The sequence below is a fragment of the Pseudomonas graminis genome (assembly GCF_004364335.1).
GTDB classification, from domain to species: domain Bacteria; phylum Pseudomonadota; class Gammaproteobacteria; order Pseudomonadales; family Pseudomonadaceae; genus Aquipseudomonas; species Aquipseudomonas graminis_D.
The window spans coordinates 32,208-56,470 of sequence record NZ_SOCR01000007.1 but is presented as its reverse complement, the minus strand read 5'-3'; the positions used below and the strand labels follow the sequence as shown (position 1 = coordinate 56,470).

Annotated in this window: 22 protein-coding genes, 1 pseudogene and 1 riboswitch; of the genes and pseudogenes, 13 read left to right on the top strand and 10 right to left on the bottom strand. The window is 62.4% G+C overall.

The window, feature by feature from the left end:
• Positions 1-62: 62 nt before the first annotated feature.
• Positions 63-683: a polyribonucleotide nucleotidyltransferase gene (locus tag EC919_RS14305; protein ID WP_133774938.1), complete on the bottom strand. Its 621-nt coding sequence runs from the start codon at positions 681-683 to the stop codon at positions 63-65.
• A 117-nt stretch (positions 684-800) separates the two neighbouring features.
• On the opposite strand from EC919_RS14305, the pseudogene EC919_RS27430 reads away from it, so the two are divergent.
• From EC919_RS27430 to EC919_RS14280, 5 genes and pseudogenes are all read left to right on the top strand, one after another.
• Positions 801-1,016, top strand: a pseudogene (locus tag EC919_RS27430) (site-specific integrase); the annotation flags it as partial.
• Positions 1,017-1,028: 12 nt separating this feature from the next.
• Positions 1,029-2,615, top strand: coding sequence for an ABC-F family ATPase (locus tag EC919_RS14295; RefSeq protein ID WP_133774936.1), 1,587 nt, complete (start codon positions 1,029-1,031; stop codon positions 2,613-2,615).
• Positions 2,616-2,935: 320 nt separating this feature from the next.
• The gene (locus EC919_RS14290) at positions 2,936-4,162 is read left to right on the top strand and encodes an MFS transporter (RefSeq protein ID WP_133774934.1); all 1,227 of its coding nucleotides are present in this window, start codon (positions 2,936-2,938) and stop codon (positions 4,160-4,162) included.
• Between the two features lie 232 nt (positions 4,163-4,394).
• Positions 4,395-5,144 (top strand): endonuclease/exonuclease/phosphatase family protein, encoded by a 750-nt coding sequence (locus EC919_RS14285; protein ID WP_420793101.1) that lies wholly within the window; start codon positions 4,395-4,397, stop codon positions 5,142-5,144.
• Positions 5,145-5,273: 129 nt separating this feature from the next.
• Positions 5,274-5,456: a general stress protein gene (locus tag EC919_RS14280; protein ID WP_133774931.1), complete on the top strand. Its 183-nt coding sequence runs from the start codon at positions 5,274-5,276 to the stop codon at positions 5,454-5,456.
• 117 nt (positions 5,457-5,573) lie between these two features.
• Here EC919_RS14280 and EC919_RS27170 read toward each other — a convergent pair whose 3' ends face one another.
• Positions 5,574-5,738, bottom strand: a complete 165-nt coding sequence (locus EC919_RS27170; protein WP_166650546.1) for a hypothetical protein — start codon at positions 5,736-5,738, stop codon at positions 5,574-5,576.
• A gap of 77 nt (positions 5,739-5,815) precedes the next feature.
• Positions 5,816-6,373, bottom strand: a complete 558-nt coding sequence (locus tag EC919_RS14275; RefSeq protein WP_133774929.1) for an ATP-dependent Clp protease proteolytic subunit — start codon at positions 6,371-6,373, stop codon at positions 5,816-5,818.
• Between the two features lie 335 nt (positions 6,374-6,708).
• Here EC919_RS14275 and EC919_RS14270 point away from each other — a divergent pair, with 335 nt between their 5' ends.
• From EC919_RS14270 to EC919_RS14250, 5 genes are all read left to right on the top strand, one after another.
• Entirely contained in the window at positions 6,709-7,704 is a 996-nt protein-coding gene (locus tag EC919_RS14270; protein ID WP_133774927.1) for an aldo/keto reductase, read from the top strand.
• A 60-nt stretch (positions 7,705-7,764) separates the two neighbouring features.
• Positions 7,765-8,487 carry an aspartate/glutamate racemase family protein gene (locus tag EC919_RS14265; RefSeq protein ID WP_133774925.1) on the top strand — a complete coding sequence of 241 codons (723 nt, stop codon included), beginning with the start codon at positions 7,765-7,767 and terminating at the stop codon, positions 8,485-8,487.
• 456 nt (positions 8,488-8,943) lie between these two features.
• A riboswitch (cobalamin riboswitch) is annotated at positions 8,944-9,140 on the top strand.
• A 142-nt stretch (positions 9,141-9,282) separates the two neighbouring features.
• Entirely contained in the window at positions 9,283-10,284 is a 1,002-nt protein-coding gene (locus EC919_RS14260) for an ABC transporter substrate-binding protein (protein ID WP_133774923.1), read from the top strand.
• The gene (locus tag EC919_RS14255; RefSeq protein ID WP_133774921.1) at positions 10,281-11,327 is read left to right on the top strand and encodes a FecCD family ABC transporter permease; all 1,047 of its coding nucleotides are present in this window, start codon (positions 10,281-10,283) and stop codon (positions 11,325-11,327) included. Before EC919_RS14260 ends, EC919_RS14255 begins: the two co-directional genes overlap by 4 nt.
• Positions 11,324-12,118 (top strand): ABC transporter ATP-binding protein, encoded by a 795-nt coding sequence (locus EC919_RS14250; protein WP_133774919.1) that lies wholly within the window; start codon positions 11,324-11,326, stop codon positions 12,116-12,118. The genes EC919_RS14255 and EC919_RS14250 overlap by 4 nt, the downstream gene beginning before the upstream one ends.
• A gap of 527 nt (positions 12,119-12,645) precedes the next feature.
• Here the strand turns inward: EC919_RS14250 and EC919_RS14240 are convergent.
• Entirely contained in the window at positions 12,646-13,920 is a 1,275-nt protein-coding gene (locus tag EC919_RS14240; protein WP_133774916.1) for a glucarate dehydratase family protein, read from the bottom strand.
• Positions 13,921-13,965: 45 nt separating this feature from the next.
• A complete protein-coding gene (locus tag EC919_RS14235; protein ID WP_133775407.1) occupies positions 13,966-15,252 on the bottom strand; it encodes an MFS transporter in 1,287 nt (428 codons plus the stop codon).
• A 238-nt stretch (positions 15,253-15,490) separates the two neighbouring features.
• On the opposite strand from EC919_RS14235, the gene EC919_RS14230 reads away from it, so the two are divergent.
• Positions 15,491-16,390 carry a LysR substrate-binding domain-containing protein gene (locus EC919_RS14230; RefSeq protein ID WP_133774914.1) on the top strand — a complete coding sequence of 300 codons (900 nt, stop codon included), beginning with the start codon at positions 15,491-15,493 and terminating at the stop codon, positions 16,388-16,390.
• A 173-nt stretch (positions 16,391-16,563) separates the two neighbouring features.
• On the opposite strand, the gene EC919_RS14225 is transcribed toward EC919_RS14230, so the two are convergent.
• Positions 16,564-17,853: an MFS transporter gene (locus EC919_RS14225; protein WP_133774912.1), complete on the bottom strand. Its 1,290-nt coding sequence runs from the start codon at positions 17,851-17,853 to the stop codon at positions 16,564-16,566.
• A 338-nt stretch (positions 17,854-18,191) separates the two neighbouring features.
• Here EC919_RS14225 and uxuA point away from each other — a divergent pair, with 338 nt between their 5' ends.
• A complete protein-coding gene (gene uxuA / locus EC919_RS14220) occupies positions 18,192-19,244 on the top strand; it encodes a mannonate dehydratase (RefSeq protein WP_133774910.1) in 1,053 nt (350 codons plus the stop codon).
• Between the two features lie 282 nt (positions 19,245-19,526).
• Here uxuA and EC919_RS14215 read toward each other — a convergent pair whose 3' ends face one another.
• The 3 genes from EC919_RS14215 to EC919_RS14205 form a co-directional block, all read right to left on the bottom strand.
• Complete coding sequence (locus EC919_RS14215) at positions 19,527-20,234, bottom strand: FadR/GntR family transcriptional regulator (protein ID WP_133774908.1); 708 nt, start codon at positions 20,232-20,234, stop codon at positions 19,527-19,529.
• 224 nt (positions 20,235-20,458) lie between these two features.
• Positions 20,459-21,589: a mannitol dehydrogenase family protein gene (locus EC919_RS14210; protein ID WP_133774906.1), complete on the bottom strand. Its 1,131-nt coding sequence runs from the start codon at positions 21,587-21,589 to the stop codon at positions 20,459-20,461.
• An 11-nt stretch (positions 21,590-21,600) separates the two neighbouring features.
• Complete coding sequence (locus EC919_RS14205) at positions 21,601-22,611, bottom strand: zinc-binding alcohol dehydrogenase family protein (protein WP_133774905.1); 1,011 nt, start codon at positions 22,609-22,611, stop codon at positions 21,601-21,603.
• 300 nt (positions 22,612-22,911) lie between these two features.
• Between EC919_RS14205 and EC919_RS14200 the strand changes: the two genes are divergently transcribed.
• Positions 22,912-23,313 (top strand): hypothetical protein, encoded by a 402-nt coding sequence (locus tag EC919_RS14200; RefSeq protein WP_133774903.1) that lies wholly within the window; start codon positions 22,912-22,914, stop codon positions 23,311-23,313.
• A gap of 54 nt (positions 23,314-23,367) precedes the next feature.
• Here the strand turns inward: EC919_RS14200 and EC919_RS14195 are convergent, their stop codons facing one another.
• Positions 23,368-24,219 (bottom strand): urea carboxylase-associated family protein, encoded by an 852-nt coding sequence (locus EC919_RS14195; RefSeq protein ID WP_133774901.1) that lies wholly within the window; start codon positions 24,217-24,219, stop codon positions 23,368-23,370.
• Positions 24,220-24,263 lie beyond the last annotated feature (44 nt).

Below are 24,263 nucleotides of genomic sequence, written 5' to 3'. Positions count from 1 at the left end.
GGCCACGTCACCTCATCGGTGACGTGGCGTCCTAGCTCGTGAGCGCCAGCGATGGCCTTTACTCACTCCCCGGTAACAGTTTTCACAAGTGCAGCGTGGCCTTTGGGGTTGTCCGCGTTGGTGATCACTGTGACGACTGCGGACTGTGTGCCAGAAGCAGCGGCCACGGTAGTCGCGAGCATCGGCTTGCCGCCCGCAATGAATGAGGCATCGAGCTGACGCAAGCCCAACCCACTGGCTTTAACGATGCTTTTTTCCCCAAGTTTTTTATAGTCCTGGTAATCGGTACGTTGTTGCAGCGCCGTGCCGGTCAGCAGACCGTTCAAGGCGGTTTCGTCGTTGTCGGAGTCGACGGCTGTCGCAAGGGGAACCTGCCCGGTGATCAGCACGCTTTTTTCTGCTTTGTTGAGGTAGTTGGCGCCCGTCATGCCCAGGGCAGTCGCTCTAGGGTCGATCGGCGTGGGATCTTTGACAAACCCGGCCGGTACGTTGACTGAAAGCTTGCCCCCTAGCATCGAGACTTGCTGGGCGGTGTAACTGCTCTGCGCCTCCGCAGGCGGCGAGGCTGCCAGGGCGGCCGTGACGCCAGCGGTCATTGATACGGCCAGGCTCAGGGTGAGATTGAGCGCGGCTTTTTTTAGCGATCGGTTCGTTGCGACTGGCAAATTCCATTTATTCAACATAGTCAATTCCAAAAATGATCACAGGTCGATTAAAGCGACTCCAGCCAGCACAGACCCCAGCGTAGAGCCACCTTTACGCATTTAGCTGACAGGTCCTTCAGACATTTGTTCCAGAGTCCGCCGTACAACTGTCGTCATACTTATGCGACACTACGCGCAATGTCTGGAACGAATCCCTCCTTTGTCGCCCAACAGCTCGGACACTCAGTCCAGATGCTGCTCTCGACATATGCGCGCTGGCTCAGCTCCAGCGGCGATTGGGGGGAAATGGAAAAACTCAGAAATGCCCCAGGATTGGCCCAAGGTCACATCCAGCAACCCGCAACCCATTGATAGGTAAGGTAATTGATTTCCACAGCTAACATCACCATGCAGTTTGGCGCCAAGCCGCTGTTCGAGAACGTTTCGGTCAAATTCGGCGGTGGCAATCGCTATGGCCTCATCGGCGCCAATGGCTGTGGCAAGTCCACCTTCATGAAGATCCTGGGCGGCGATCTGGAGCCGTCCGGCGGCCAGGTGATGCTTGAGCCGAACGTGCGTCTGGGTAAATTGCGCCAGGACCAGTTCGCCTACGAAGACTTCACCGTCATCGACACCGTGATCATGGGTCACGAAGAGCTGTGGAAGGTCAAGGCCGAGCGCGATCGCATCTACTCGCTGCCGGAAATGACCGAAGAAGACGGCATGGCCGTCGCCGAGCTGGAAACCGAATTCGCCGAAATGGACGGCTACACCGCCGAATCCCGTGCCGGCGAGTTGTTGCTCGGTCTGGGCATCGGCATCGAGCAGCACAACGGTCCGATGAGCGAGGTGTCGCCGGGCTGGAAACTGCGCGTGTTGCTGGCCCAGGCGCTGTTCTCCGATCCTGAAGTGCTGTTGCTCGACGAACCGACCAACCACCTGGACATCAATACCATTCGCTGGCTGGAAAACATCCTGACCCAGCGCTCCAGCCTGATGATCATCATTTCTCACGACCGTCACTTCCTCAACAGCGTGTGCACCCACATGGCTGACCTGGATTACGGCGAGCTGCGTCTGTTCCCGGGCAACTACGATGAGTACATGACCGTGGCCACCCAGTCCCGCGAGCAGTTGCTGTCGGACAACGCCAAGAAGAAAGCCCAGATATCCGAGCTGCAATCGTTCGTCAGCCGCTTCTCTGCGAACGCCTCGAAAGCCAAGCAGGCCACGTCCCGCGCCAAAGCGATCGACAAGATCCAGCTGGCCGAGGTCAAGCCGTCGAGCCGGGTCAGCCCGTTCATCCGCTTTGATCAGAACAAGAAGCTGCACCGTCAGGCGGTCATCATTGACCAAATGGCCAAAGGCTTCGACGGCAAGCCGCTGTTCAAGAACTTCAGCTTCCAGGTTGAAGCGGGGGAGCGCGTTGCGATCATCGGCCCGAACGGTATCGGCAAAACCACCCTGCTGCGCACGTTGGTCAATGAACTGACCCCGGATGCCGGCACGATCAAGTGGACCGATGCAGCAGAACTGGGTTATTACGCCCAGGACCACGCCCACGACTTCGAAGACGATGTCACCCTGTTCGACTGGATGGGCCAATGGACTCAAGGCGAACAAGTCATTCGTGGCACCCTGGGCCGGATGCTGTTCTCCAACGACGAGATCCTCAAATCGGTCAAAGTCATTTCCGGTGGTGAGCAAGGCCGCATGCTGTTCGGCAAGCTGATCCTGCAGAAGCCGAACGTGCTGATCATGGACGAACCGACCAACCACCTGGACATGGAGTCGATCGAGGCGCTGAACCTGGCGCTGGAGAACTACCCGGGCACGCTGATCTTCGTCAGCCACGACCGCGAGTTCGTATCGTCCCTGGCCACCCGCATCATCGAGCTGAGCCCAAGTGGCGTGACCGACTTCAGCGGCACCTACGACGATTACCTGCGCAGCCAGGGCGTCGCCTTCTGATCAAGGTCATCCACTGATCGATTGATGCTGAAAACAAGGAGCCCCGTCCATCGTGACGGGGCTTTTTTGTGACAGTGGGACCTGCTTTAGCCGGGAAGACGCCAGGCCAAGTGCCCCAATCCTGCGGTGTGACATCCGACGCTTTCCCGGCTAAAGACGGTCCCACTGGAATCACGCGGTCAGTCAGTAGGACCGGCTTTAGCCGGGAAGAGGCCAGCGCGGACGCCATCTGAGCCCGGATAAAAACCGTTAGCCAGCTTTCATTTCCCGATCCCACGGGCGATGATGCGGCACTCCCACCGCTCCAGCGAAGAGTCCCCATGTCTGCCGCCCTGCCGCCCGATACGCCCGCCCATACGCCTGTCAGCGACGCCAGTTCGATGGCGATCACGCTGCAAATCGTGTCCATCGTCGTCTACACCTTCATCGCGTTCCTGTGCATCGGTTTGCCCATCGCAGTGATGCCCGGCTACGTGCATAACCAACTGGGCTTCAGCGCGGTGGTCGCGGGGCTGGTGATCGGCGCGCAATACCTGGCGACGCTGTTGAGCCGCCCCGTGGCCGGACGCATCTGCGACACCATCGGCACCAAGCGCGCCATCGTTTACGGGCTGTCCGGCATCGCGTTGAGCGGCGTGCTGACCCTGGCGGGGATCCTGCTGGAGCGGTTCGCCGGAGTCAGCCTGACCATCCTGATCGTCGCTCGCCTGTTCCTGGGTGCGTCCCAAGGCTTGATCGGCGTCGGCACCATCAGTTGGTGCATCGGCCAGGTCGGTTCGGAGCACACGGCCCGTTCGATTTCCTGGAACGGCATCGCTTCCTACGGCGCCATTGCGATAGGCGCGCCGCTGGGGGTGGTGATGGTCGGCGCGCTGGGCTTTGCCAGCCTGGGGTTGGTGTTGTTCGTACTGGCGGTCGGGGCGTTGCTGTTGATTCGCAAGAAACCGGCGATCCCGGTGGTACGCGGCGAGCGCCTGCCGTTCTTCTCGGTCTTCGGCCGGGTGGCGCCGTTTGGCCTGAGCCTGACCCTGTCCTCCATCGGCTACGGCACGCTGACGACGTTCATCACGCTGTTTTACGTGGCCCGGGGCTGGGAAGGCGCTGCCTGGTGCCTGACGGTGTTCGGCATCTGCTTCATCGTCGCGCGTTTGCTGTTCATCAATGCGATCAACCGCTTCGGCGGCTTTCGCTCGGCGATCGTCTGCATCTCGGTGGAAACCCTGGGTCTGCTGATGCTATGGCTGGCCCCCGACACCACCTTCGCCCTGATCGGCGCGGGGCTGACCGGCTTTGGTTTGTCGCTGGTTTATCCTGCGCTGGGCGTTGAAGCCATCAAACAGGTGCCCAATAGCAGTCGCGGTGCCGGGCTCAGCGCTTATGCGGTGTTTTTCGACCTGGCGCTGGCCATTGCCGGCCCCCTGATGGGCGCGGTGGCTTTGGGCATGGGCTACGGCTGGATTTTCTTTTTCGCGGCAGTGTTGTCGGTGGCGGCATTGACACTGGCGGTGGTGCTGTCACGCAAGAGGCCGGTCGATACGCGGGTCTAGAGGACGCGAGGTATAAAGGCTTCCCGGCTAAAGCCGGTCCTACAGAGGGAAGCGGCCGGCGTCGTGCAACAGGTCTCACTGGCTGTTGAAATCCCCCGGCCAGAGCCCGTCCCACCTAAAAGCTGAACTGCCGGCTTGCGGCCCGGTCGGAATAGCACATCCACCGAACAGGAGTGAGGGCGTGACCCCCGATCCCGCTGGCTCGAACGCTACCCCTCCGGATCCGGCCACGTTGCGCGAAGTCCATAAACTGCGCGTACTGACCGTGAACACCCACAAGGGCTTCACCGCATTGAACCGGCGTTTCATCCTGCCGGAGTTGCGTGAAGCCGTGCGCAGCACCGGCGCCGACCTGGTGTTTCTCCAGGAAGTCCTCGGCGGCCATGACCGCCACGCGGCCAAGTACGAAGACTGGCCCGACACGCCGCACTATGAATTCCTCGCCGACAGCATGTGGACGGACTTCGCCTACGGCCGCAACGCGGTCTACCCCGACGGCCACCACGGCAACGCGCTGCTGTCCAAATACCCGATCCTGCATCACCGCAACCTGGACATCTCGATCACCGGGCCGGAGCGGCGCGGCCTGCTGCATTGCGTGCTGCAAGTGCCGGGGCATGCGGAAGTCCATGCGATATGCGTGCATCTGAGCCTGCTGGAAAGCCACCGTCAGTTGCAGCTGAACCTGCTCTGCGACCTGCTCGACTCGCTGCCCGAAGACGCCCCGGTGGTGATCGCCGGCGATTTCAACGATTGGCAATTGCAAGGCAACAAGCGCCTGCAGCGCTGCGGCTACCTGCACGAAGCCTTCGAGCGCAGTCAGGGGCGGCTGGCGAAGACGTACCCGGCGCGCTTCCCGATGCTGCGCCTGGACCGCATCTACCTGCGCAACGCCACCAGCCATCACCCGAAAATCCTTGGCACGCGGCCATGGACGCATCTGTCCGATCACCTGCCGCTGGCGGTTGAAGTGCATATGTAGCAGCGGGCATTTATTCCCACAGCCGTTGGTCTGCAAGCGCAGCGACGGTTTAAACCATTGCGTGAACGACCCCTCACAACTAAGGCGAGGCACCTGTCTCGCCTTATCAATAACAAGAGGTCTGCGATCATGGCTAACACCGGAAAGTCGAACCCTGGCAATTTTGCGAACGATAAAGAGAAAGCGTCCGAGGCGGGCAAGAAAGGCGGCCAGGCTTCGGGCAGCGGCAATGCCGCAAGCGATATGAAGAAAGAGTCGGGTGCAGGCGCCAGTGGCACCGGCAAGAAAGGCGGCTCAGGCGGCAAGTCGTAACGACGTGCGGGTGAGTGAAGCGAGCGAGGGCCAAGGCTCTCGCCCTTTTGTTTGCATAGCCGTCAACCCGGCCTCCTACGCGTCATACAAGCGCACGTTGTCAGCGGCACCCTCCCCTCATTTGTCCGGATCGATGAGCGGCACCGTTGCGTCTCGATCAAGCTGGGAGCCTGGGTCTTCATTGCCCGGATCCATGTCGGCATCAAATCCTGACTCTTCGTCGCCCGGCTGAGGAGCAGGACGCGGCGGAACGGGTGCAGCATCGGGTGTATGGGATTGCATGGCAGTTACCTCTCGTTTCAATGTGGCCAACAATAGAGTCAGAGGGTTCAATCGCGACCCGGTTCAATGGGTTGAGCTTAGCTGGCGCTGACAGTCCAGTGCACGGCGTCTTCGGCAAACTGCAGCTGCTCGACACGATGGGCAATGCCGCACGCCAGCGAATCTTCGGCGCGGATGACCTTCTCCTCCGCCGACAGGCAGCGCCCGATGTCCAGCGGGTGCACGGCGCTTACGGTTTCGCTCTGGTAGATATTCACGTAGCGCTGGAGGTCGTTGTCCAGGCTGCGCAGGTATTCGCGCATGCGCGAGTGGTCCACCGAGCTCTGGTTGAAGTACCAGCTCATGGGATGGATCAGAAAACGCGAATGGGGGCAGACGATCCGCTCCTGAGCCGCCAGGTAGATGACGATGCCCATGGATTCGATGTTGCCGCTGTTGAGTGCGCGGATTGGCACTGTCAGGGACTTCAGGAAGTTGTAGAGAGTGAACCCCAGCGCGGTGCTGCCGCCGGCGGTCGACAGATTCAGCAGCAACCCGGTCGCGCCTTTGCCAACGGCTTCCAGGCAGCGATCGCGAAAATGCTCGGTGCTGGCCTGATCGACCCCGCAATGGAAATGAATGATGTGCTCGCTCATCGGCGGCCTCTCTGGGCAGTCACCTTAACCCGGCTCCTCTGGACATGGACGGCGTGCATGAGGGCCTCTTCCCGGCTGAAGCCGGTCCTACCGGGGGGACCGTGCACCCTGGGCCCGCCACGTATCTGTCCTCAGGTCGCAACTCGCCCGCACGGAGAACATTGCATGGGCTGAGGATAGTCGCTCGCCGAGCATGTGAAAGTAAGACGCGGCGCATTCCGAAGAACCCCTGCAGCAATCCACAGTCAGTAAAGAAGCTTCGCCGGTTTCATTGTGCTCGATCAGGGCCATGAACCCCGCGCCATCCGACACGCCTCACCGCACAGGACACCCCCATGAGTCTGCACGACAAGATCATCGGCCGCCTTGGCTTCGGCTCCGCGCCGCTGGGCAACATGTTCCGTACCATCGACGAAGAAGAAGCCGCGGCCACTGTTCAGTCTGCCTGGGATCAGGGCATTCGCTATTTCGACACTGCGCCTGTCTACGGCGCCGGCCTGTCCGAGCAGCGTCTGGGCAAGGCCCTCGCCGGCGTCCCGCGCGATCAGTACACCCTGAGCACCAAAGTCGGCCGGCTGATCTCCGATGAGATCGACACCGAAACCCGCACCGGCCCCTTCGCCGAAGGCCTGAAAAACAAGATCATCACCGACTACTCCGCCGACGCCACCCTGCGTTCCATTGAAGCGAGCCTGAAGCGGCTGAACACCCATCGGCTGGACATCGTGTTTGTCCATGACGTCGCGCAGGACGCCCACGGCGATGCCTGGATCGAGCATTTCAACATCGCCCGCACCGGCGCTTTCCGCGCCCTCACCCGTCTGCGCGAGGAAGGCGTGATCAAGGCCTGGGGCCTTGGCGTCAACCGCGTCGAGCCGTGCGAACTGACGCTGGACCTTGAAGAAGCCCGGCCCGACGGTTTCCTGCTCGCCGGTCGGTATTCGCTGCTCGACCACGACCAGCCGCTGCAACGGCTGTTCGACAAGGCCCGTCAGCACAACGCCGAGTTCGTTGTCGGCGGGCCTTATAGCTCCGGCGTGTTGGTGGGCGGCAAGCATTTCGAGTACCAGCCAGCGTCACAGGCGATGCTCGACAAGGTCACGCACATCCAGGAGATCGCTCGGCAGTATCAGGTCGATATCAAGTCGGCGGCGCTGCAGTTCGTCCTCGCCCACCCGCTGGTGGCGGCGGTGATTCCGGGCGCCAGCCGGCCCTCGCGAATCATCGAAGACGTCACCGCGCTCAACGCACAGGTGCCGGATGGTTTCTGGCAAGCCATGCGCGATCAGGGCTTCATTGCCCTGCAGGCGCCAGTCCCCGGCAAAGACTGATATCGTGCCCAACGACGCCGGGCCAGACGCCCGGCCTTGTTCCCCGCGCGAGATCCGTCCATGCGAATTCTGATCGTCAACGTCAACACCACCGAATCCATGACCGATACCATCGCCCTGCAGGCCCGCAGCGTGGCCTCCCCCGGCACCGAGATCATCGGCCTGACCCCGCGTTTCGGCGCCGAGTCGGTGGAAGGCAATTTTGAAAGTTATCTGGCGGCCATCGCGGTGATGGACCGGGTCATGTCCTACGACGGGCCTTATGACGCGGTGATTCAAGCCGGCTACGGCGAGCATGGCCGCGAGGGCTTGCAGGAACTGCTCGACGTGCCGGTGGTGGACATCACCGAAGCGGCCGCCAGCCTGGCAATGTTGCTGGGTCATAAGTACGCGGTGGTCACGACGTTGGACCGCACCGTCCCGTTGATCGAAGACCGCCTGAAGCTGGCCGGCGTGTACGAGCGCTGCGCGTCGGTGCGCGCCAGTGGCATGAGCGTGCTGGAGCTGGAGGAATTCCCGGAGCGTGCCCTCGAGGCCATCGTTGAGCAGGCCATTGAAGCGGTGACCCGGGACAAGGCCGAAGTGATCTGCCTGGGCTGCGGCGGCATGGCCGGGCTGGATCAACTCATCCGCGAACGCGCCGGCGTGCCGGTGGTGGATGGTGTCACCGCTGCGGTGGCACTGGCGGAATCGTTAGTGCGTCTGGGATTGAAGACCTCGAAAGTGCGGACCTACGCGACGCCACGGTCAAAGAAGATCGTGGGCTGGCCGTTTAAGTTGTAGGTCATGGTTTCGAGGACCGGGACGCGAGGCAATGCCTGAAGACACCCTGTAGGAGTCGGCTTGCTGGCGAACGCGGTGTATCAGCTACCCTTCTGTCGCCTGACACCACGCATTCGCCAGCAAGCCGGCTCCTACGGATTTTGTGTGCGCCGAAGAATGCATGCGTTGCCGAGATCCATTGTAGGAGCGCGCTTGCCCGCGATTGCGATCTGTCACCGCCAGCCATTTAGCCTGACCCACCGCGTTCGTCCGATCGCGGCCCGCAGCAAGCCGGCTCCTACGGATTTTGTGTGCGCCGAAGAATGCCTGCGTTGCCGAGATCCATTGTAGGAGCGCGCTTGCCCGCGATTGCGATCTGTCACCGCCAGCCATCTAGCCTGACCCACCGCGTTCGTCCGATCGCGGCCCGCGCAACGTCTCTTCCCGCCACTGCATTCGCCTCCATCCGCCGAATCGTTTAGTATCCCCGCCGCCGGTTTCCACTCGGAATTAATAGGGAATCCCCCCGCGCGTGCTGCGCGCTGAAAGGGAACTGTCCCCGCAACTGTAGGCGCTGAGCCCTGCTTCCTGTTTGCCACTGGGTTAACCCCGGGAAGGCCGAAGCACGGCGATGAGGCGCCAGTCAGGAGACCTGCCGGCCAGCATATTCATTCACCGGCGGGGTGTCCGGGGAAGGACTCCCGTTCGTGCGTCCTACGCGCGCGCCGTGCTCGCCCTTATCTGTGGGGTGCCTGTCGGGATGGACTTTCCAGCGCCTGCTTCGCCACGCATCAGGCTTTCTGGAGATCGCTGTTCATGCCGCTGCGCCGCCTCGCTGCCCTGCTCGTCACCCTGACCTTGCCCACCGCCGCGCTCGCGGCGTCGACGGTTTACCCCTTGACCGTGGACAACTGCGGCGAAGCACTGACCTTCACCCACGCGCCGCAGAAAACCGTGACCATCGGCCAGGCCGCCACCGAGATGTTGTATGCCCTTGGCCTGGGCCCGAACGTGGTGGGCACCTCGTTGTGGTTCAACCCCGTCCTGCCTCAGTACCAGACCCTCAACGACCGCATCGAGCGCCTGGCCGACAATGCGCCAAGCTTCGAATCGGTGATCGGCAAACGCCCGGATTTCGTGCCGGTGCAGTTTGAATGGATGGTCGGGCCTCAGGGCGCCGTCGGCACCCGCGAGCAGTTCCGCGACCTGGGCATCCCCACCTACATTCTGCCGTCCGACTGCGAGGGCAAGAACAACCGGGTCGGCGCCGACGGTACGCGGCTCGAAGCCTTCCGCATCGACACGCTGTACAAAAGCCTGCGTCAGCTGGCGCAGATTTTCGACGTGCAGGACCGTGGCGAGCAACTGATCGCGGATTACCAGACGCGGTTGGTCCGAGCTGTAGCCCAGGCGAAAACCCATGCCAACCCGCCCGTGTCGGCGGTGTTCTGGTTCTCCAGCCCGGACCTCAACGTCGACCCCTACGTCGCCGGGCGCAAGGGCATTCCCAACTTCATGCTCGACACCCTCGGCATGCGCAATGTCATCGACTCCGACGAGGAATGGCCGACCGTGGGCTGGGAAACCATCGCCAAGGCCAACCCGACCGTGCTGGTCATCGCGCGGATGGACCGCCGCCGCTTCCCGGCCGACGACCATGAAAAGAAACTGGCCTTCCTCCGCTCTGACCCGGTCACACAGAACATGGACGCGGTGAAAAACAATCGCATCGTGATCATGGACGCCAGCGCCATGGAGTCCAGCGTGCGTCTATTTGACGGCATCGAACAGTTGGCCCAGGCGATTCACCCGCAATGACGTCGCTGCGTATTCCTCGCTCAAGCATCGCCCGAATCTTCGGCCACGGTGCCTGGGCCATTGCATTGCTGGCGTTGGCGGTGCTGGCGGGCGTGGCGATCGGCGAGACATCAATCAGCCTGCCGGTGATCGTTCAGGTGCTGGCGAACAAGCTGTGGGCCGCAGGCTACCCCCTCGACCCGATCGACGAGGGCATCGTCTGGAATTACCGCCTGACTCGAGCCATCGTTGCCGCTACCTGCGGCGCAGGGCTCGCCGTGTCGGGCGTGGTCTTGCAGTCGCTGCTGCGCAACCCGCTGGCCGATCCGTACTTGCTGGGTATTTCTGCCGGTGCTTCGACCGGCGCGGTCCTGGTGGCAATCATCGGTATCGGTGCCGGGACGATTTCCCTGTCCACCGGCGCGTTTGCCGGCGCCATCGCCGCCTTCGCACTGGTTGCCCTGCTCGCCCGCTCCTCTCGGGGCCAGACCGCTGCCGGCCAGATCATCCTGGCGGGCATCGCCGGGTCCCAGCTGTTCAACGCCCTGACATCCTTCCTGATCACCAAGTCGGCGAATGCCGAGCAGGCCCGCGGGATCATGTTCTGGTTGCTCGGCAATCTCAGCGGCGTGCGCTGGTCGTCGGTGGCCCTGTCAGTGCCGGTGGTGGTACTCGGTCTGCTGGTGTGCCTGTGGCATCGGCGCGCGCTGGATGCCTTCACGTTCGGCAGCGATTCGGCCGCGTCGCTGGGCATTCCGGTGCGCCGGGTGCAGGCCGTGCTGATCCTCACCGCCGCGCTGATGACCGCGGTGATGGTGTCGATCGTCGGCTCCATCGGCTTCGTCGGTCTGGTGATTCCCCATGGGGTGCGTTTGATGGCGGGCGTGCGCCACGCACGGTTGTTGCCCTTGAGCGCCCTGATCGGCGCGCTGTTCATGATCGCCGCCGATGTGCTGTCGCGCACCTTGATCAAGGGCCAGGTGTTGCCGATCGGGGTGATCACTGCGCTGGTGGGCGCGCCGGTTTTTGCGATGATTCTGGTCCGTGGGAATCGTCCTCGATGAATGCCCGTCAGGAGGTGCCCGGCGCCATGCTCGAAGGCAGTGACCTGAGTTATTCGGTCAAGGGTACGGCGTTGCTCAGTGGCGTGAGCCTGGCGATTCGGACTGGGGAAAACCTGGGGATCGTCGGGCCCAATGGCTCGGGGAAGTCGACGCTGTTGAAGTTGCTGGCGGGGATTCAAACGCCGTCCCAGGGCGACGTTCGTTTGGGCGGGAAGCACTTGTCGACGCTGAGCCGGCGGGACATTGCGCGGCAGATGGCGGTGGTGGAGCAGCATGCGCAGACCGGCGATTCGATCAGTCTGTTGCAGGCGGTTGAGCTGGGGCGTACGCCGTGGCTGTCGGCGCTGGCGCCGTGGGGCGAGGAGGATGACCGGATTGTGGCGCAGGCGCTTGCGGATGTGAGTTTGCAGCACTTGGCGCATCGGGCGTGGCATACGTTGTCGGGTGGGGAGCAGCAACGCGGGCATATTGCGCGGGCGTTGGCGCAGCGGCCGCAGGTGTTGTTGCTGGATGAGCCGACGAATCATCTGGATATTCAGCAGCAGTTGTCGATTTTGCGGTTGGTGCAGGATTTGCCGGTGACGACGGTGGTGGCGTTGCATGATTTGAATCAGGCGTTGGGCTGTGACCGTCTGGCGGTGATGGACGGTGGGCGGTTGGTGGCGTTGGGTTCGCCCTTTGATGTGTTGTCGCCGGAGCTATTGAGTGACGTTTTTGGTGTGCGGGGGCATTGGTTGGTCGATCCGTTTGATGGGGCTCGTGTGTTGCGGTTGCGGGCGGGTCCCCCTTAAAGATCAAGATCAAGATCCTTAAGATCAAGAGCGTCTGCCTGGGGGCAGACTGTTTCGCCTTCGGCGAGTTACTTGGAAAAGCACCCCAAGTAACCAAAGGTGCTTGCTCTCGGTTGGGCCCGACTTCGTCGGGTTCCTTCACTCCGGTCTCGCTCCGTGGGCCCGCCGCCATCCGCCATCCATGGCGGGGGGCGGCTCTCGCGGCATCCATGCCGCTCGGCCCACTGCGCGAGACCTGCGTTCAGCCTGCACCCAAGTCGCGTTTTGCGGTGTTTGAGCTTTTTGCGTATGAAGATCAAGAGCAGATCAAGAGCAGATCAAGAGCTTCCCGGCTAAAGCCGGTCCCACTGACTGCACGCGTCGCTTTTTAGTGGGACCGGCTTTAGCCGGGAAGAGGCCGGTATGGGCAACGGGAATTTCGCTGCCCAACGCTGATCGTACCCACGCTCCGCGTGGGCATGCATCCCGTGACGCTCCGCGTCATCCCGCGTTTCGGCCTGTGGCAAGCTCATAACTCCCTCCCCACCTCAATACCTCGGCTTCACCGCCTTCCACTCCGGTTTGTATTTCTGCATTTGCCGCACATCGTCACGCTGACGAATCCCGCACGTCAGAAATTGGTCATTGAGTTTGCCCAACTGGTCGTAGTCGAGCTCAAGCCCCAGCCCGGGCTCGCGGGTGAGGTGGACGCAGCCGTCGATGATGGGCAGTTTGCCGCCTTTGATGACTTCTTCGTCCGGTTCTTGCCACGGGTAGTGGGTGTCGCAGGCGAAGTCGAGGTTGGGGACGGCGGCGGCGACGTGGGTCATGGCCATGAGGCTGATGCCCAGGTGGGAGTTGGAGTGCATGGAGACGCCGAGGCCGAAGGTGTCGCACATTTTTGCCAGCGCCTGGGTGTCGCGCAGGCCGCCCCAGTAATGGTGGTCGGCGAGGACGATCTGCACGCTGTTGAGCGCGACGCTGCGGCGGAATTCGTCGAAGTCGGTGACGACCATGTTGGTTGCCAGCGGCAGGCCAGTGCGTTTGTGCAGTTCGGCCATACCTTCCAGCCCGGGCGTCGGGTCTTCGTAGTATTGCAGGTCGTCGCCAAGCAGTTCGGCCATGCGGATCGAGGTGTCCAGCGACCAGTTGCCGTTGGGGTCGATGCGCAGCGGATAGCCCGGAAAGGCCTTTTTCAGCGCCTTGATGCACGACACTTCGTGTTCCGGGTCCAGCGCGCCAGCTTTCAGTTTGATGCTCTTGAACCCGTACGCGTCGATCATCCGCCGCGCCTGGGCGACGATCTGTACTTCGCTCAGCGCTTCTCCCCAGCTGTCGGGCGCGTAGGGCGAGTCGGCGTGTTGGGCGTATTTGAAGAACAGGTACGCACTGAACGGCACGCGGTCGCGAACGGCCCCGCCGAGCAGGTCAACCAGCGGCAGGTTCATCGAGCGTGCCTGCACATCCAGAAAGGCGACTTCGAACGCTGAATAAGCATTGCTCACCGCCTTGCTGGCGTGGGAGCCCGGCGCCAGTTCGGCCCCCGCGACAGACGCAGGCTTGCTGGCCGCCACGGTCGCTTTGACCACCGTCCGCAGGTGGTTGAGGTTGAACGGGTCCATGCCGATCAACTGGCTCTGCAACTGCTGCTGGATCGCCAGCGCGGGGGCATCGCCGTAGCTTTCGCCGAGGCCGAGGTAGCCGTTGTCGGTTTCCACTTCGATGATCGAGCGCAGGGCAAAGGGTTCGTGGATGCCGCTGGCGTTGAGCAACGGCGGATCGCGGAAGGCAATCGGGGTGACGGTGACGCGTGTGATTTTCAAATGACTTCTCCCGGTCAATCAGGATGTGAGGCTAAGGTTCGAGGCCTAGGGTTTAAGGCTTGAAGGTGAGCTGAGCGAGGTGGCTGCGTGCAGCGGCGCAGCGTCTTCAGGCTTTGGGCGGCGCGCGTCGCCTTTGGGCGTGGTGCGGGCGAAGAAGATCACCACGGCTGCCACCAGCGAGGTCAGTGCCAGGCCGTACATGCCGCCCTGGATGGAGCCGGTTTTTTGCTCCAGAAAACCGAACGCGGTGGGCGCCACGAAGCCGCCGAGGTTGCCGATGGAATTGATCAGCGCGATCACCGCCGCTGCGATCCGCGCGTCCAGATAGCCCTGGGGAATCGGCCAGAACAGCGCGGACGCCGCCTTGAAGCCGATGGCTGCAAAGCAGATAGCAACGAAGGCGAAAATCGGCCCGCCGACGGTGGACATGAACATCCCGCAGGCGGCAATCACCAGGGTGACCGCGACCCACGCCTGTTGATGCTTGAAGCGGGCCGCCAGCGCCGCGAAGCCATACATGGCGATGATCGAGATGATCCACGGGATCGAGTTGAACAGGCCGACTTCGAAATCGGTGAGGCTGCCCATCTTCTTGATCATGCTCGGCAGCCAGAACGTCGCGCCGTAGATGGTCAGAGCCACGGAAAAGTAGATGAAGCAAAACAGCATGATCTGCCGGTCGGCGAGCAGCTTGAAGATCGACGGCTTGATCACTTGCGCCGCTTCCCGGGCGCGCTGTTCAGCGTCGATGGCGCTGATCAGTGCGCCCTTTTCTTCTTCGCTCAGCCATTTGGCCTCGCGGGGATGGGACTGCAGCCAGAACCAGACGAAGCCGCACAGGGCGATGGAGGCGAAGCCTTCGATGATGAACATCCATTGCCAGCCGTGCAGGTTCATGCCGCTGACGCCGAGCAGCGCGCCGGACACCGGGCCGGAAATCACCGACGCAATGGCCGAGCCACTGAGAAAGATGGCCATGGCTTTGCCGCGTTCGCTGGAAGGCAGCCATTGGGTGAAGTAATAGATGATGCCCGGGAAGAACCCCGCTTCCGCCGCGCCGAGGACGAAGCGCAGCACATAGAAACTGGTTTCGCCGCGCACGAAGGCCATGGCCATCGCCGCTGCGCCCCAGGTGAACATGATGCGCGTCAGCCAGGCGCGGGCGCCGAAGCGTTGCAGGAGCATGTTCGACGGGACTTCGAACAGCGCGTAGCCGACGAAAAACAGTCCGGCGCCGAGCCCGTAAGCGGCGGCGCCGATGCCCAGGTCGGTCTCCATGTGGCTGCGGACGAAGCCGATGTTGACCCGGTCGATGTAGTTGACAATGAACATGATCACGAACAACGGCAACACATGACGCTTCACTTTCGCGGCCGCGCGGGCCAGTACGGTGGGATCGGCGTTATGAGTGGGTTCACTGATGGGAACGGTGCGGTTCAAGGTGCGACTCCCGGTCTTTGTATTTTTTGTGGGATTGGCATGGGAAGAGCGTGGAATGAACCGATCATGGACCGCGGCATTGTTCCCGTCTAATCTAGATTGACTGTTGATTGATACCTGGAATAGATCAATGTTCGAGCTTGCCCAACTGCGCTGCTTCACCACCGTCGCCACCGAACTCAACTTCCGCCGGGCCGCCGAACGCCTGAACATGACCCAACCGCCGCTCAGCCGGCAGATCCAGTTGCTTGAGCATTCGCTGGGGGTTCAGCTGTTCAACCGCAACACCCGCAGCGTCGCGTTGACCGCGGCGGGCCGGGCGTTTTTCATCGAAGCGCAGACGCTGCTGGAACGTGCGCATCAGGCGGCCATCGCGGCGCGGCGCTTTGCCGAAGGCGACATCGGCTCTGTGACCATCAGTTTCGTCGGCAGCGCGGTCTATGAGTTTCTGCCACGGGTCATCGCCGAAGCGCGGCAGAACCAGCCCCACGTGAAAATTTCCCTGACCGAGCTCAACACCTACCAGCAGCACGAAGCCCTGCGTGCCCGGCGCATTGATATGGGCATCGTGCGGGCGCCGCTGCTGCAACCCGGTTATGAAACCGAATGCCTGGTGCGCGAGCCTTTCGTATTGGCGGTGCCCAGCAGCCATCCGCTGGCGAACGCCCGGAGCATCAGCGTGCAGGACCTCGACGCCCAGCCCTTCCTGATGTACTCGCACTCGGCCTACCCGCCGTTCAACGAACTGCTCACCGGCATGTTTCGCTCGGCGCAAGTGGCGCCCGAGTATGTGCAGTGGCTGGGTTCGTCGTTGACCATTCTGGCGCTGGTGAATGCCGGCATGGGCCTGGCGCTGGTGCCGCGCTGCGCCGCCAATGTGGTGTTCAAGGGCGTGACGTTCCGCGACATCGATCTGGGTGAAGGGGTGCAGAGCGAGCTGCATCTGGTCTGGCGCTCGGACAACGACAACCCGGCGTGCCAGATGCTGCTGGAGGCGATTCGCGCGGCGGTGAAAGCCGAAGGGGTGTGAAGAGGATGCGGCCGGGAACCCATCAAACACACCGCGAACGTGAGGGTGCCTGCGCTGGCCTCTTCCCGGCTAAAGCCAGTCCTACACGTCGTGCGCAAACCGTAGGACCGGCTTTAGCCGGGAAAGCGGCAGTGGGCACACCACAGAAGTGATGCCCGCATCCGATTCAACACTCAGGTGCGCTGGGCGACCGCCGACGCATCCAGAGGCGCGGCATCCTCCGGCGTGGTCGAAAACGGCTCGATCTTGCCGACGATGAACAGGTAACTGAACGCCCCCAGCAGGGCGAACGCCCCGGCAGTCAGCAGCGGCGCAGTGAACGAGCCGTTGCCGATCACCAGCATGAATCCAGTGAAGGTGGTGATGAAGATGCCGGCAGTGTTCGACGCGAAGTTCTGGATGCCGCCAATCGACGCGACGTGGGCAGGCGATGGCGCCACGTCGGCCGGCAGGCACCAGATGCTCGCGCCGGCAAACGCCAGGCTCGCATAGGCCAGACTGAAAAAGCCGAGCATCGCCCAGGTACTGTCAACGAACACCGACAGGGAAATGCTCGACGACATCAGCATGCCGCCGACGATGCAGGTCTTGCGCGCCGCAGTGAGGCTCCAGCCCCGGCGATACAGCGCGTCGGAAGTCAGCCCGCCGATCCAGCCGCCGACGATGGACGCCACTGCGGGAATGGTGCCCAGCGTGCCCAGTGATTTCAGCGAGAAACCACGTTCGGTGACCAGGTAGGTCGGGAACCAGGTGATGAAGAAATAGATCACGAAGTTCAGGCAGAAGAAGCCCAGCATCATCCCCCACAGGGTGCGGTGACGAAACAGCGATGCCCATTTCACTTTCGGCCGTGCGGCGAGGGTCGCCGCCTTGCCCGCTTCGTGCTGCTCGATGGCCGCAACGGCCTGAGGCTCTTTGTAGATCAGGAACCAGCCCACCACCCAGATCACGCCGACAGCGCCGGTGATGATGAACGACGCGCGCCAGCCCCACAGCTCGATGATCAGCGCCACCAGCGGGATGGACAGCGCCGAGCCGACCCGCGAACCGCTGTCGAAGATGCTGGTGGCAAAGCCGCGTTCCTTGACGTCGAACCACTGGCTGACGATTTTCGCGCAGGACGGATACGCCCCCGCCTCGCCCACGCCGAGCATCAGCCGGCATCCGAACATCGACGCCAGGCTGCCGGCCGCCGCTGTGGCTGCCGTGAACAGCGACCACCAGGCCACCGCGAGGGGCAGCGCGATGCGCGCGCCGACCTTGTCGACGAACCAGCCAAACGGCATTTGCATGAGTGCGTAGGTCCAGAAGAAACCGCTGAGCAGCAGGCCCATTTGCCCCGACCCCAAGGCGAGTTCTTTCTGGATGTAGGGGGCGGCAACCGCGAGGTTGGCCCTGTCGATATAGTTGATGGCCACCGCGAGGAAGCACAGAAAAATTACCAACCAGCGCCCTTTCTGCATGGCGAGTCCTCCTAATTATTTTTATGAGTAGAACGTCGTTAGAGCTTCGTATAGCGCCCGGGCCCTGATTCATACACTGTTCAGCGAGAGATAACGCATCCTTCGAGAACGGCATAATTGGCCTGACCAAATATCCGAATGCAGCCGATACTAGACCGGCAAACAGGGTTAGGGAAATCGGAAAGGGGTTTTATTTGAGGTTTTATCGCTCGACGGTCGGGGTTTGCATAATTTGGCCTGACCAATCTATGCTGCTGCGCACGCCGCACTCGGGCCGCTTGCGGTGAAGCACTGGCGGTCTTGAGCGGCCGGCCTCCCATAACAACAAGGAATGCGCAATGAAGATGACCTTCCGTTGGTACGGCGACAGCGATCCCGTCACCCTGCCCTACATCCGCCAGATTCCCGGCATGACCGGGATAGTCTCCGCCATCTATGACATCCCGGTAGGCGAGGTCTGGCCGCTGGACAAGATCGCCGCCCTCAAGGCCACGGTGAATGCCCACGGACTTGAGCTGGAGGTCATCGAGAGCGTGCCGGTCCATGAAGACATCAAGCGTGGCCTGCCTTCCCGCGATCAACTGATCGACAACTACGGCCAGACCCTGCGCAACCTGGCAGCCTGCGGGATCAAGGTGGTCTGCTACAACTTCATGCCGGTGTTCGACTGGACCCGCTCGACCCTGGCCATGGAGCTGCCCGACGGTTCGACCACCCTGGCGTTCGACGTCGCGGTGATCGAGCAGGCGAACCTGGACGACGGCATCAGCCTGCCCGGCTGGGACGTCAGCTATGAGCCTGAAGTCCTGCGCGCGCTGATCAACGAATACGCTCAGGTCGACGAGGCGACCCTGCGTGAACGGCTGGCGTACTTTCTCGAGCGCGTCATCCCGGTCGCAAAAGACGCCGGCATCAAGATGGCCCTGCACCCGGACGACCCGCCGCGCTCGATGTTCGGCATGCCACGGGTGGTGAAGAATCGCGAGGACCTGGCGCACATTCTGGCGATGGTCGACGATCCGGCCAACGGCTTGACCCTGTGTTCAGGCTCACTCGGCGCGGATCTGGGCAACGACATTCCCTCGCTCGTGCGGGAATTCGGTGGCCAGGGGCGCATTCACTTCGCCCATCTGCGCAATGTGAAGGTCAACGAAGCCGGTGATTTTTTTGAGACCGCCCACCGCTCGGAAGACGGCTCGCTGGACATGGCCGAGATCGTCAAGGCTTACGTCGAGACGGGATTCGAGGGTTATTACCGCCCCGACCACGGGCGCATGATCTGGGGCGAAACCGGCAAGCCGGGCTACGGCCTGTACGACCGGGCGCTGGGCGCGGTGTATTTAAACGGCTTGTGGGAAGGGATTCGCAAAACGATGGCGAGAGTCTCGTAGCTCATGGCTCAGGACTCATGGCTCATGGCTCATGGCTCATGGCTCATGGCTCATGATCCCGGATTGGAAACCGTCCTCAGAATCCCCACGAACTGTAGGAGCGCGCTTGCCCGCGAAATCGTAGGTACATCCGACGCATCTCCAGGGTCTGTACCCACGCGTTCGCGGGCAAGCGCGCTCCTACAGTTTCATCCGGTTGATCGGACGTTCGGCGCCAGGCCAGAGAACGGAGGAGTCTGGTGTCACGAAAACCCGCAGTAGGACTCGCCCAAGCCACGCGCTCTAACGCAGCTCCGCATCCATCCCGTCCAGCCAGCGCGCTTCGGAGCGGCGCAGGTGTTCGCGCATGGCGGTCTGGGCGCCGATCAGGTCGCGGGTTTGCACCGCGCGCAGAATCGCTTCGTGCTCGGCAACGGCCATGGCCCAGGTTTCGGTGGTTTCGGAGTGTTCGCTGACGTGGGCGGTGAGCGGGCTGTAACGCTCTTCGAACAACGAGGTGATGATGCGCACGAGGGTCGAGTTGCCGCTCATTTTCGCCAGACGCTGGTGGAATTTGCGGTCGTCGTCCAGCGCCGGCACGCCTTTGAGCGCACCCTCGCGCATCTTGTCGATGCACCCCTGCAGGTAGCGAAAATCAGCCTTGCTGCCGTGCAGACAGGCCAGCATCACGCTCTCGCCCTCGATCAACGCCCGGGCCTGCATCAGCTCGGACGGGCTCTCGCCCAGCGTGCGGGTTTTGCCTTTGACGCCCAGCAGGTGCTCACAGACGTAAATGCCGGAACCCATGCGGATTTCGACGCTGCCTTCGATTTCCAGGGCGATCAGGGCTTCGCGCAGGGACGGACGAGAGACGCCGAGCAACTGCGCCAGATCCCGCTCCGGCGGCAGCCGCGCGCCGGGGGCGATGCCATGCTTGCGAATGTGTTCGCGCAATCGGTCGGCAGTGATCTGGTAAAGGCGGCGTTCGGGTGCAGGGCTTGGCGCAGTCATCAATCATGTTCCATCAAGATGCGCCGGAGGATATCACAGGCGTTGGTGCGCCCTGTGGCGTGGCCATGGACGCGGATCAACGCTGGATGCACGCGGTGGAAGAGTGGGACCGGCTTTAGCCGGGAAGACGCCAGCGCGTGCACCCTGAGTTTTGCGGTGTGACTACCGGCGCCTTCCCGGCTGAAGCCGGTCCTACTATGGAATCGCGGTGTGTCAGCCGGGAATCAATCAGCCAACGCACCCTCGAGCTTCGGCTGTTCCAGATCTGCAACCGAGCGCCCCATCTCCACCACCGGCAAAAATCGGCGGCGTTTCTTCTCCTCGTGGTTCTGCGCGATGTCGGCAATCCGGTGCTGCAGAAACGGGTTGAGAAAACGGTCGCGGACGCTGGCCAGGTAATCCCGTGCCTGATCCCCTTGATCCTTTGCCGCAAACACCGGCAGCACCTCCCGTCCCCACAGATCCTCCAGGCTCCCGCGCAACAGCGGATCGTTCATCGCCTGAAACACCGTTTCGCCCTCAGGCCGGCCATCTTTCAACCAGCGCTCGGCCAGCCAGGTGTGCCCCAGATTGAGCATGAACAACTTGAACTGTTCGTACTGCTCCAACTGATCCGTCACCACCACACAAGGGTGCGTACACGGCAGCACCAGCCCCGGCTGACGCTCAATCGCCCAGATCGCGTAGGGCTCGGCGATGGCACCGACGGGTTGAATCGGCTGCGAGACGATGCGATCGACCAGGGAGTTCGCCCAGCGGCAGGTGTCACGCAGATAGCGCGCAAACCCGGTATCGATGCCCCACGCCGCCGACAGCTGAATGATCAGGTCGCACAGCACGTCGCCGTTGCGCGACACCAGTTCACAGGGGAACAGCGACAATGGCGCATCAGGATTCGCCTGCCAGCGGTCGTGAAGCAGCACCAGCAGTTTGGCCGGAAAACTCCTGGGCGTCGGCGCCTCGGCGGCCAGGCAAGACGCCGAGTCCGCCGCGTCCAGCACGTAGCCTTTGTCGCCGGTGTTGGAAATCACCACCTGCACGTCGTGCCGGATCGCCTGACGAATCAGCGCCCAGTCGGGGCCGGCTTGTAGCGCGCCGGCAATCGATGTCGACCAATGCTCTTCATCCACTGTGCGGCCGTTTTCCGTGCCCTGAATGCGCACCGGATAACCCGTGCCACCGGCCAGCGCCGCAACCCGCTGCGCGCTGTCGGCGCTGCCGGTGGTTTGCACGACGGTGATTCTGCCCAGCGCTTCGCCCTTCTCCAGGGCCTGGGAAATGAACAGATCGGCATGGGCCTGAAGAAAGCGGCTGGTGCCGAACTGCAGGATCGGGGTGAACGGGGTTGCATGCATGCCCGCGCCTCCTAGCATTCGACGATGGCTTTGACGACCCGTTGCGCCGGGTCGAGCAGCGTGGTGAAGCGCTCGGTCACTTCGCTCAGGGCCATGCGGTGGGTATTGAGCGCGGCGTCAGGGATCAGGCCGTCGCGCAGGCATTGCTCGACGTAGCGGAAGTCTTCGACGGTGGCGTTGCGGCTGCCCATGAGCGTCGCTTCGCGCTTGTGAAATTCAGGGTCGGAGAAGCTGATGGTGTCGCGAACGATGGACACCAGCACGTATTTACCGCCGTGGGCGATGAACTCGAACCCGCGCTCCATGGCCTTGGCGTTGCCGGTGGCGTCGTACACCACGTCGAAGAATTCGCCCTGGGTCAGTTGCTCCAGTTGCTGTTTGTCGTCTTCGCCTATCAGCACGGCCGAGTCAATCTGCAGGTGCTGCTTGCAGAACGTCAGGCGGTCCTCGCGGGTGTCGAGCACGCTGACAATGGCCCCGCGCAGGCGGGAGAAAATCGCCACCGCCATGCCGATCGGGCCGGTGCCGACCACCAGCGCCCGCTGGCCGGATTGCACGTCCGAGCGACGCACCGCGTGGGCGCCGATGGACAGAAATTCGATCATGGCTGCCTGATCCAGCGAGACCCCGTCGGCCTTGAGCACGAAGCCGTGGGGCAGGCTCAGGTATTCGGTGAACGCGCCATCGCGGTGGACGCCGAGCACTTGAATGCGCACGCAGCAGTTGGTCTTGCCCTGACGGCAGGCAATGCAGTCGCCGCAGGACAGGTACGGCATCACATACACCACGTCGCCGGGCTCAAGTCCGCTGCCCGCCTCGCTTTGCTCAACGATGCCAGAAAACTCATGGCCCATGACCCGGGGATATTCAAGGAACGGCTGGTTGCCATTGAAGATGTGCAGATCAGTGCCACAGACCCCGACCCGTTTGATGCGGACCAGCGTTTCGCCGGGTGCGCGTTCGGGTTTCGGACGGTCGAGGGCCAGCAGGGAACCGGGTTTTTCGCAGACGACGGTGAGCATCTTCTCTCTCCAGACCAGGCACGCCGGCGCCGCTGAAACGGGCAGAACCGCAGGTTACCGGGCGATGATCTTGTTGTTGTGAAGTGGCGGATGGATTCTGGAAGCGCGGGAAGCAGCTGCAATGGCGTGAGCAATCACACTGCGGCCCTGCAGGAAAAAGCTACACAGCCGTCCGACCATTGGCAAGACCAATTAAGGAATTAAGATATTGGCCTTACCAAATCAGTCATCTGAGTTTTCTACGCGATCGCACCCGGGATGGCTATAAATCCCCACAGCCCATGGTTATGATCGGAGCCCATGACTTCCTCATTGCCCATCCGCTCGCCCTGCCCGCCCGGCGCCTGTCAATGCGACCGCGACCGGCTGTTGGAGCTGGACGGGGCGGACGTGCGCATCCTTCGCCTGACCCGTCAGGAAGAGAAACGTCTGCTTGAGCGTCTGGAAAATATCGCCAGCCTGGAAGATCTGCAGCGCCTGCAAACGCGGATGTTCGATCAGCTCGGCATCCGCGTGGAGATCGCCCCCGGCATCAATGAAGTGCGCAGCATGCGCGGCATGGTCATCGACATCGCCCAGTTGCCCGGCATGTGCCGCAAGACCCGCGCCGCCATCCCCGCCGCCATACGCCGGGGCCTTGAAAAGAACCCCGAGATCGCCTGGCGCCTGCTCAACGCCCACGACTTGTTTCGGGATGCGTGAAGGCGTTGAGATGGCCAGGCGACGTCTCGCTGAAACACCCCGAAAACTCGGGCCTTACTTCTCCCAGTCCGCCTTGTCGATCTTCAACCCGTGCAAACCGTTGTAGGCCGCGCGTTTGGGCGGCTCCCAGCCTTGCAGCAACGCCGGATCAATGTCGTAGATTTCAACACCCAATGGCCGGCACACGGTCAGCGGGTCCTGGGCATCCGGGCCCCACATCGGCAGGGAAAGGTCGCCGCCAGGGCACGTCGACAAGGCACAGAGCAGGTCGATCTCGGCGAAGAACTCCAGGTAATCCCCCTGTCTGGCCGGACAGGCTTTCATGAAATACAGGTCGTCGTGATTCAAGCCGGTGCACTGGAAGATGTTCAGCACGTCGTGCACGTCAAATTCGGTCAGGCCATGGGGCAACACGGCGCGGGTCAGATTCGAATGGCAGTGGTGGTGAAAGTCTTCGCCGGTGAGCATCTTGTTCACGTAGGGATCACAACGGGTGCCGAGCAGGTCATGCAGCCGTCCGCCGTGTTCATCGATGCCGTAGCTGGCGAGGCTGTCGTCGGTGATGGTGACCATGGGCCGCAGAAACGGCAGGTTTGACCACAAGCGGTCATGGGTCGTGACGTGGGCGCCCTGCAGTTGCCGGGTGCGCGCGGCCCACATGCGTTCGCGCGGGTCATCGGCACTCCAGACATTGAAGTCGCCCACTTGCGGGCCTACCGGTGTGGTCACGCGGAACACCTGTCCGGCCTTGACCTTCCAGGCCCGCCCGGTGCGGATGGGCACTTCGAACTGCTCAACCAGGGTGCGGCGGTCCTGCGCCTCGCGAATGCGCTGATAAAACGCCGTGTCGACCTGCAGAGCCGAGCCTTTGCTGACCTGATACGCAGCGGGATAGTCTTTGTACATGGGTGCTCCTGGCGAGTGATTTTCATCTGACGCATTGGGCACAG

Excerpts from the sequence above, each read along its gene's own strand:
- EC919_RS14305 (WP_133774938.1), bottom strand. The coding sequence starts at position 683 with ATGTTGAATAAATGGAATTTGCCAGTCGCAACGAACCGATCGCTAAAA.
- EC919_RS14290 (WP_133774934.1), top strand. The coding sequence starts at position 2,936 with ATGTCTGCCGCCCTGCCGCCCGATACGCCCGCCCATACGCCTGTCAGC.
- EC919_RS14280 (WP_133774931.1), top strand. The coding sequence starts at position 5,274 with ATGGCTAACACCGGAAAGTCGAACCCTGGCAATTTTGCGAACGATAAA.
- EC919_RS27170 (WP_166650546.1), bottom strand. The coding sequence starts at position 5,738 with ATGCAATCCCATACACCCGATGCTGCACCCGTTCCGCCGCGTCCTGCT.
- EC919_RS14275 (WP_133774929.1), bottom strand. The coding sequence starts at position 6,373 with ATGAGCGAGCACATCATTCATTTCCATTGCGGGGTCGATCAGGCCAGC.
- EC919_RS14270 (WP_133774927.1), top strand. The coding sequence starts at position 6,709 with ATGAGTCTGCACGACAAGATCATCGGCCGCCTTGGCTTCGGCTCCGCG.
- EC919_RS14265 (WP_133774925.1), top strand. The coding sequence starts at position 7,765 with ATGCGAATTCTGATCGTCAACGTCAACACCACCGAATCCATGACCGAT.
- EC919_RS14260 (WP_133774923.1), top strand. The coding sequence starts at position 9,283 with ATGCCGCTGCGCCGCCTCGCTGCCCTGCTCGTCACCCTGACCTTGCCC.
- EC919_RS14255 (WP_133774921.1), top strand. The coding sequence starts at position 10,281 with ATGACGTCGCTGCGTATTCCTCGCTCAAGCATCGCCCGAATCTTCGGC.
- EC919_RS14250 (WP_133774919.1), top strand. The coding sequence starts at position 11,324 with ATGAATGCCCGTCAGGAGGTGCCCGGCGCCATGCTCGAAGGCAGTGAC.
- EC919_RS14235 (WP_133775407.1), bottom strand. The coding sequence starts at position 15,252 with ATGTTCATTGTCAACTACATCGACCGGGTCAACATCGGCTTCGTCCGC.
- EC919_RS14230 (WP_133774914.1), top strand. The coding sequence starts at position 15,491 with ATGTTCGAGCTTGCCCAACTGCGCTGCTTCACCACCGTCGCCACCGAA.
- EC919_RS14225 (WP_133774912.1), bottom strand. The coding sequence starts at position 17,853 with ATGCAGAAAGGGCGCTGGTTGGTAATTTTTCTGTGCTTCCTCGCGGTG.
- uxuA (WP_133774910.1), top strand. The coding sequence starts at position 18,192 with ATGAAGATGACCTTCCGTTGGTACGGCGACAGCGATCCCGTCACCCTG.
- EC919_RS14215 (WP_133774908.1), bottom strand. The coding sequence starts at position 20,234 with ATGACTGCGCCAAGCCCTGCACCCGAACGCCGCCTTTACCAGATCACT.
- EC919_RS14210 (WP_133774906.1), bottom strand. The coding sequence starts at position 21,589 with ATGCATGCAACCCCGTTCACCCCGATCCTGCAGTTCGGCACCAGCCGC.
- EC919_RS14205 (WP_133774905.1), bottom strand. The coding sequence starts at position 22,611 with ATGCTCACCGTCGTCTGCGAAAAACCCGGTTCCCTGCTGGCCCTCGAC.
- EC919_RS14200 (WP_133774903.1), top strand. The coding sequence starts at position 22,912 with ATGACTTCCTCATTGCCCATCCGCTCGCCCTGCCCGCCCGGCGCCTGT.
- EC919_RS14195 (WP_133774901.1), bottom strand. The coding sequence starts at position 24,219 with ATGTACAAAGACTATCCCGCTGCGTATCAGGTCAGCAAAGGCTCGGCT.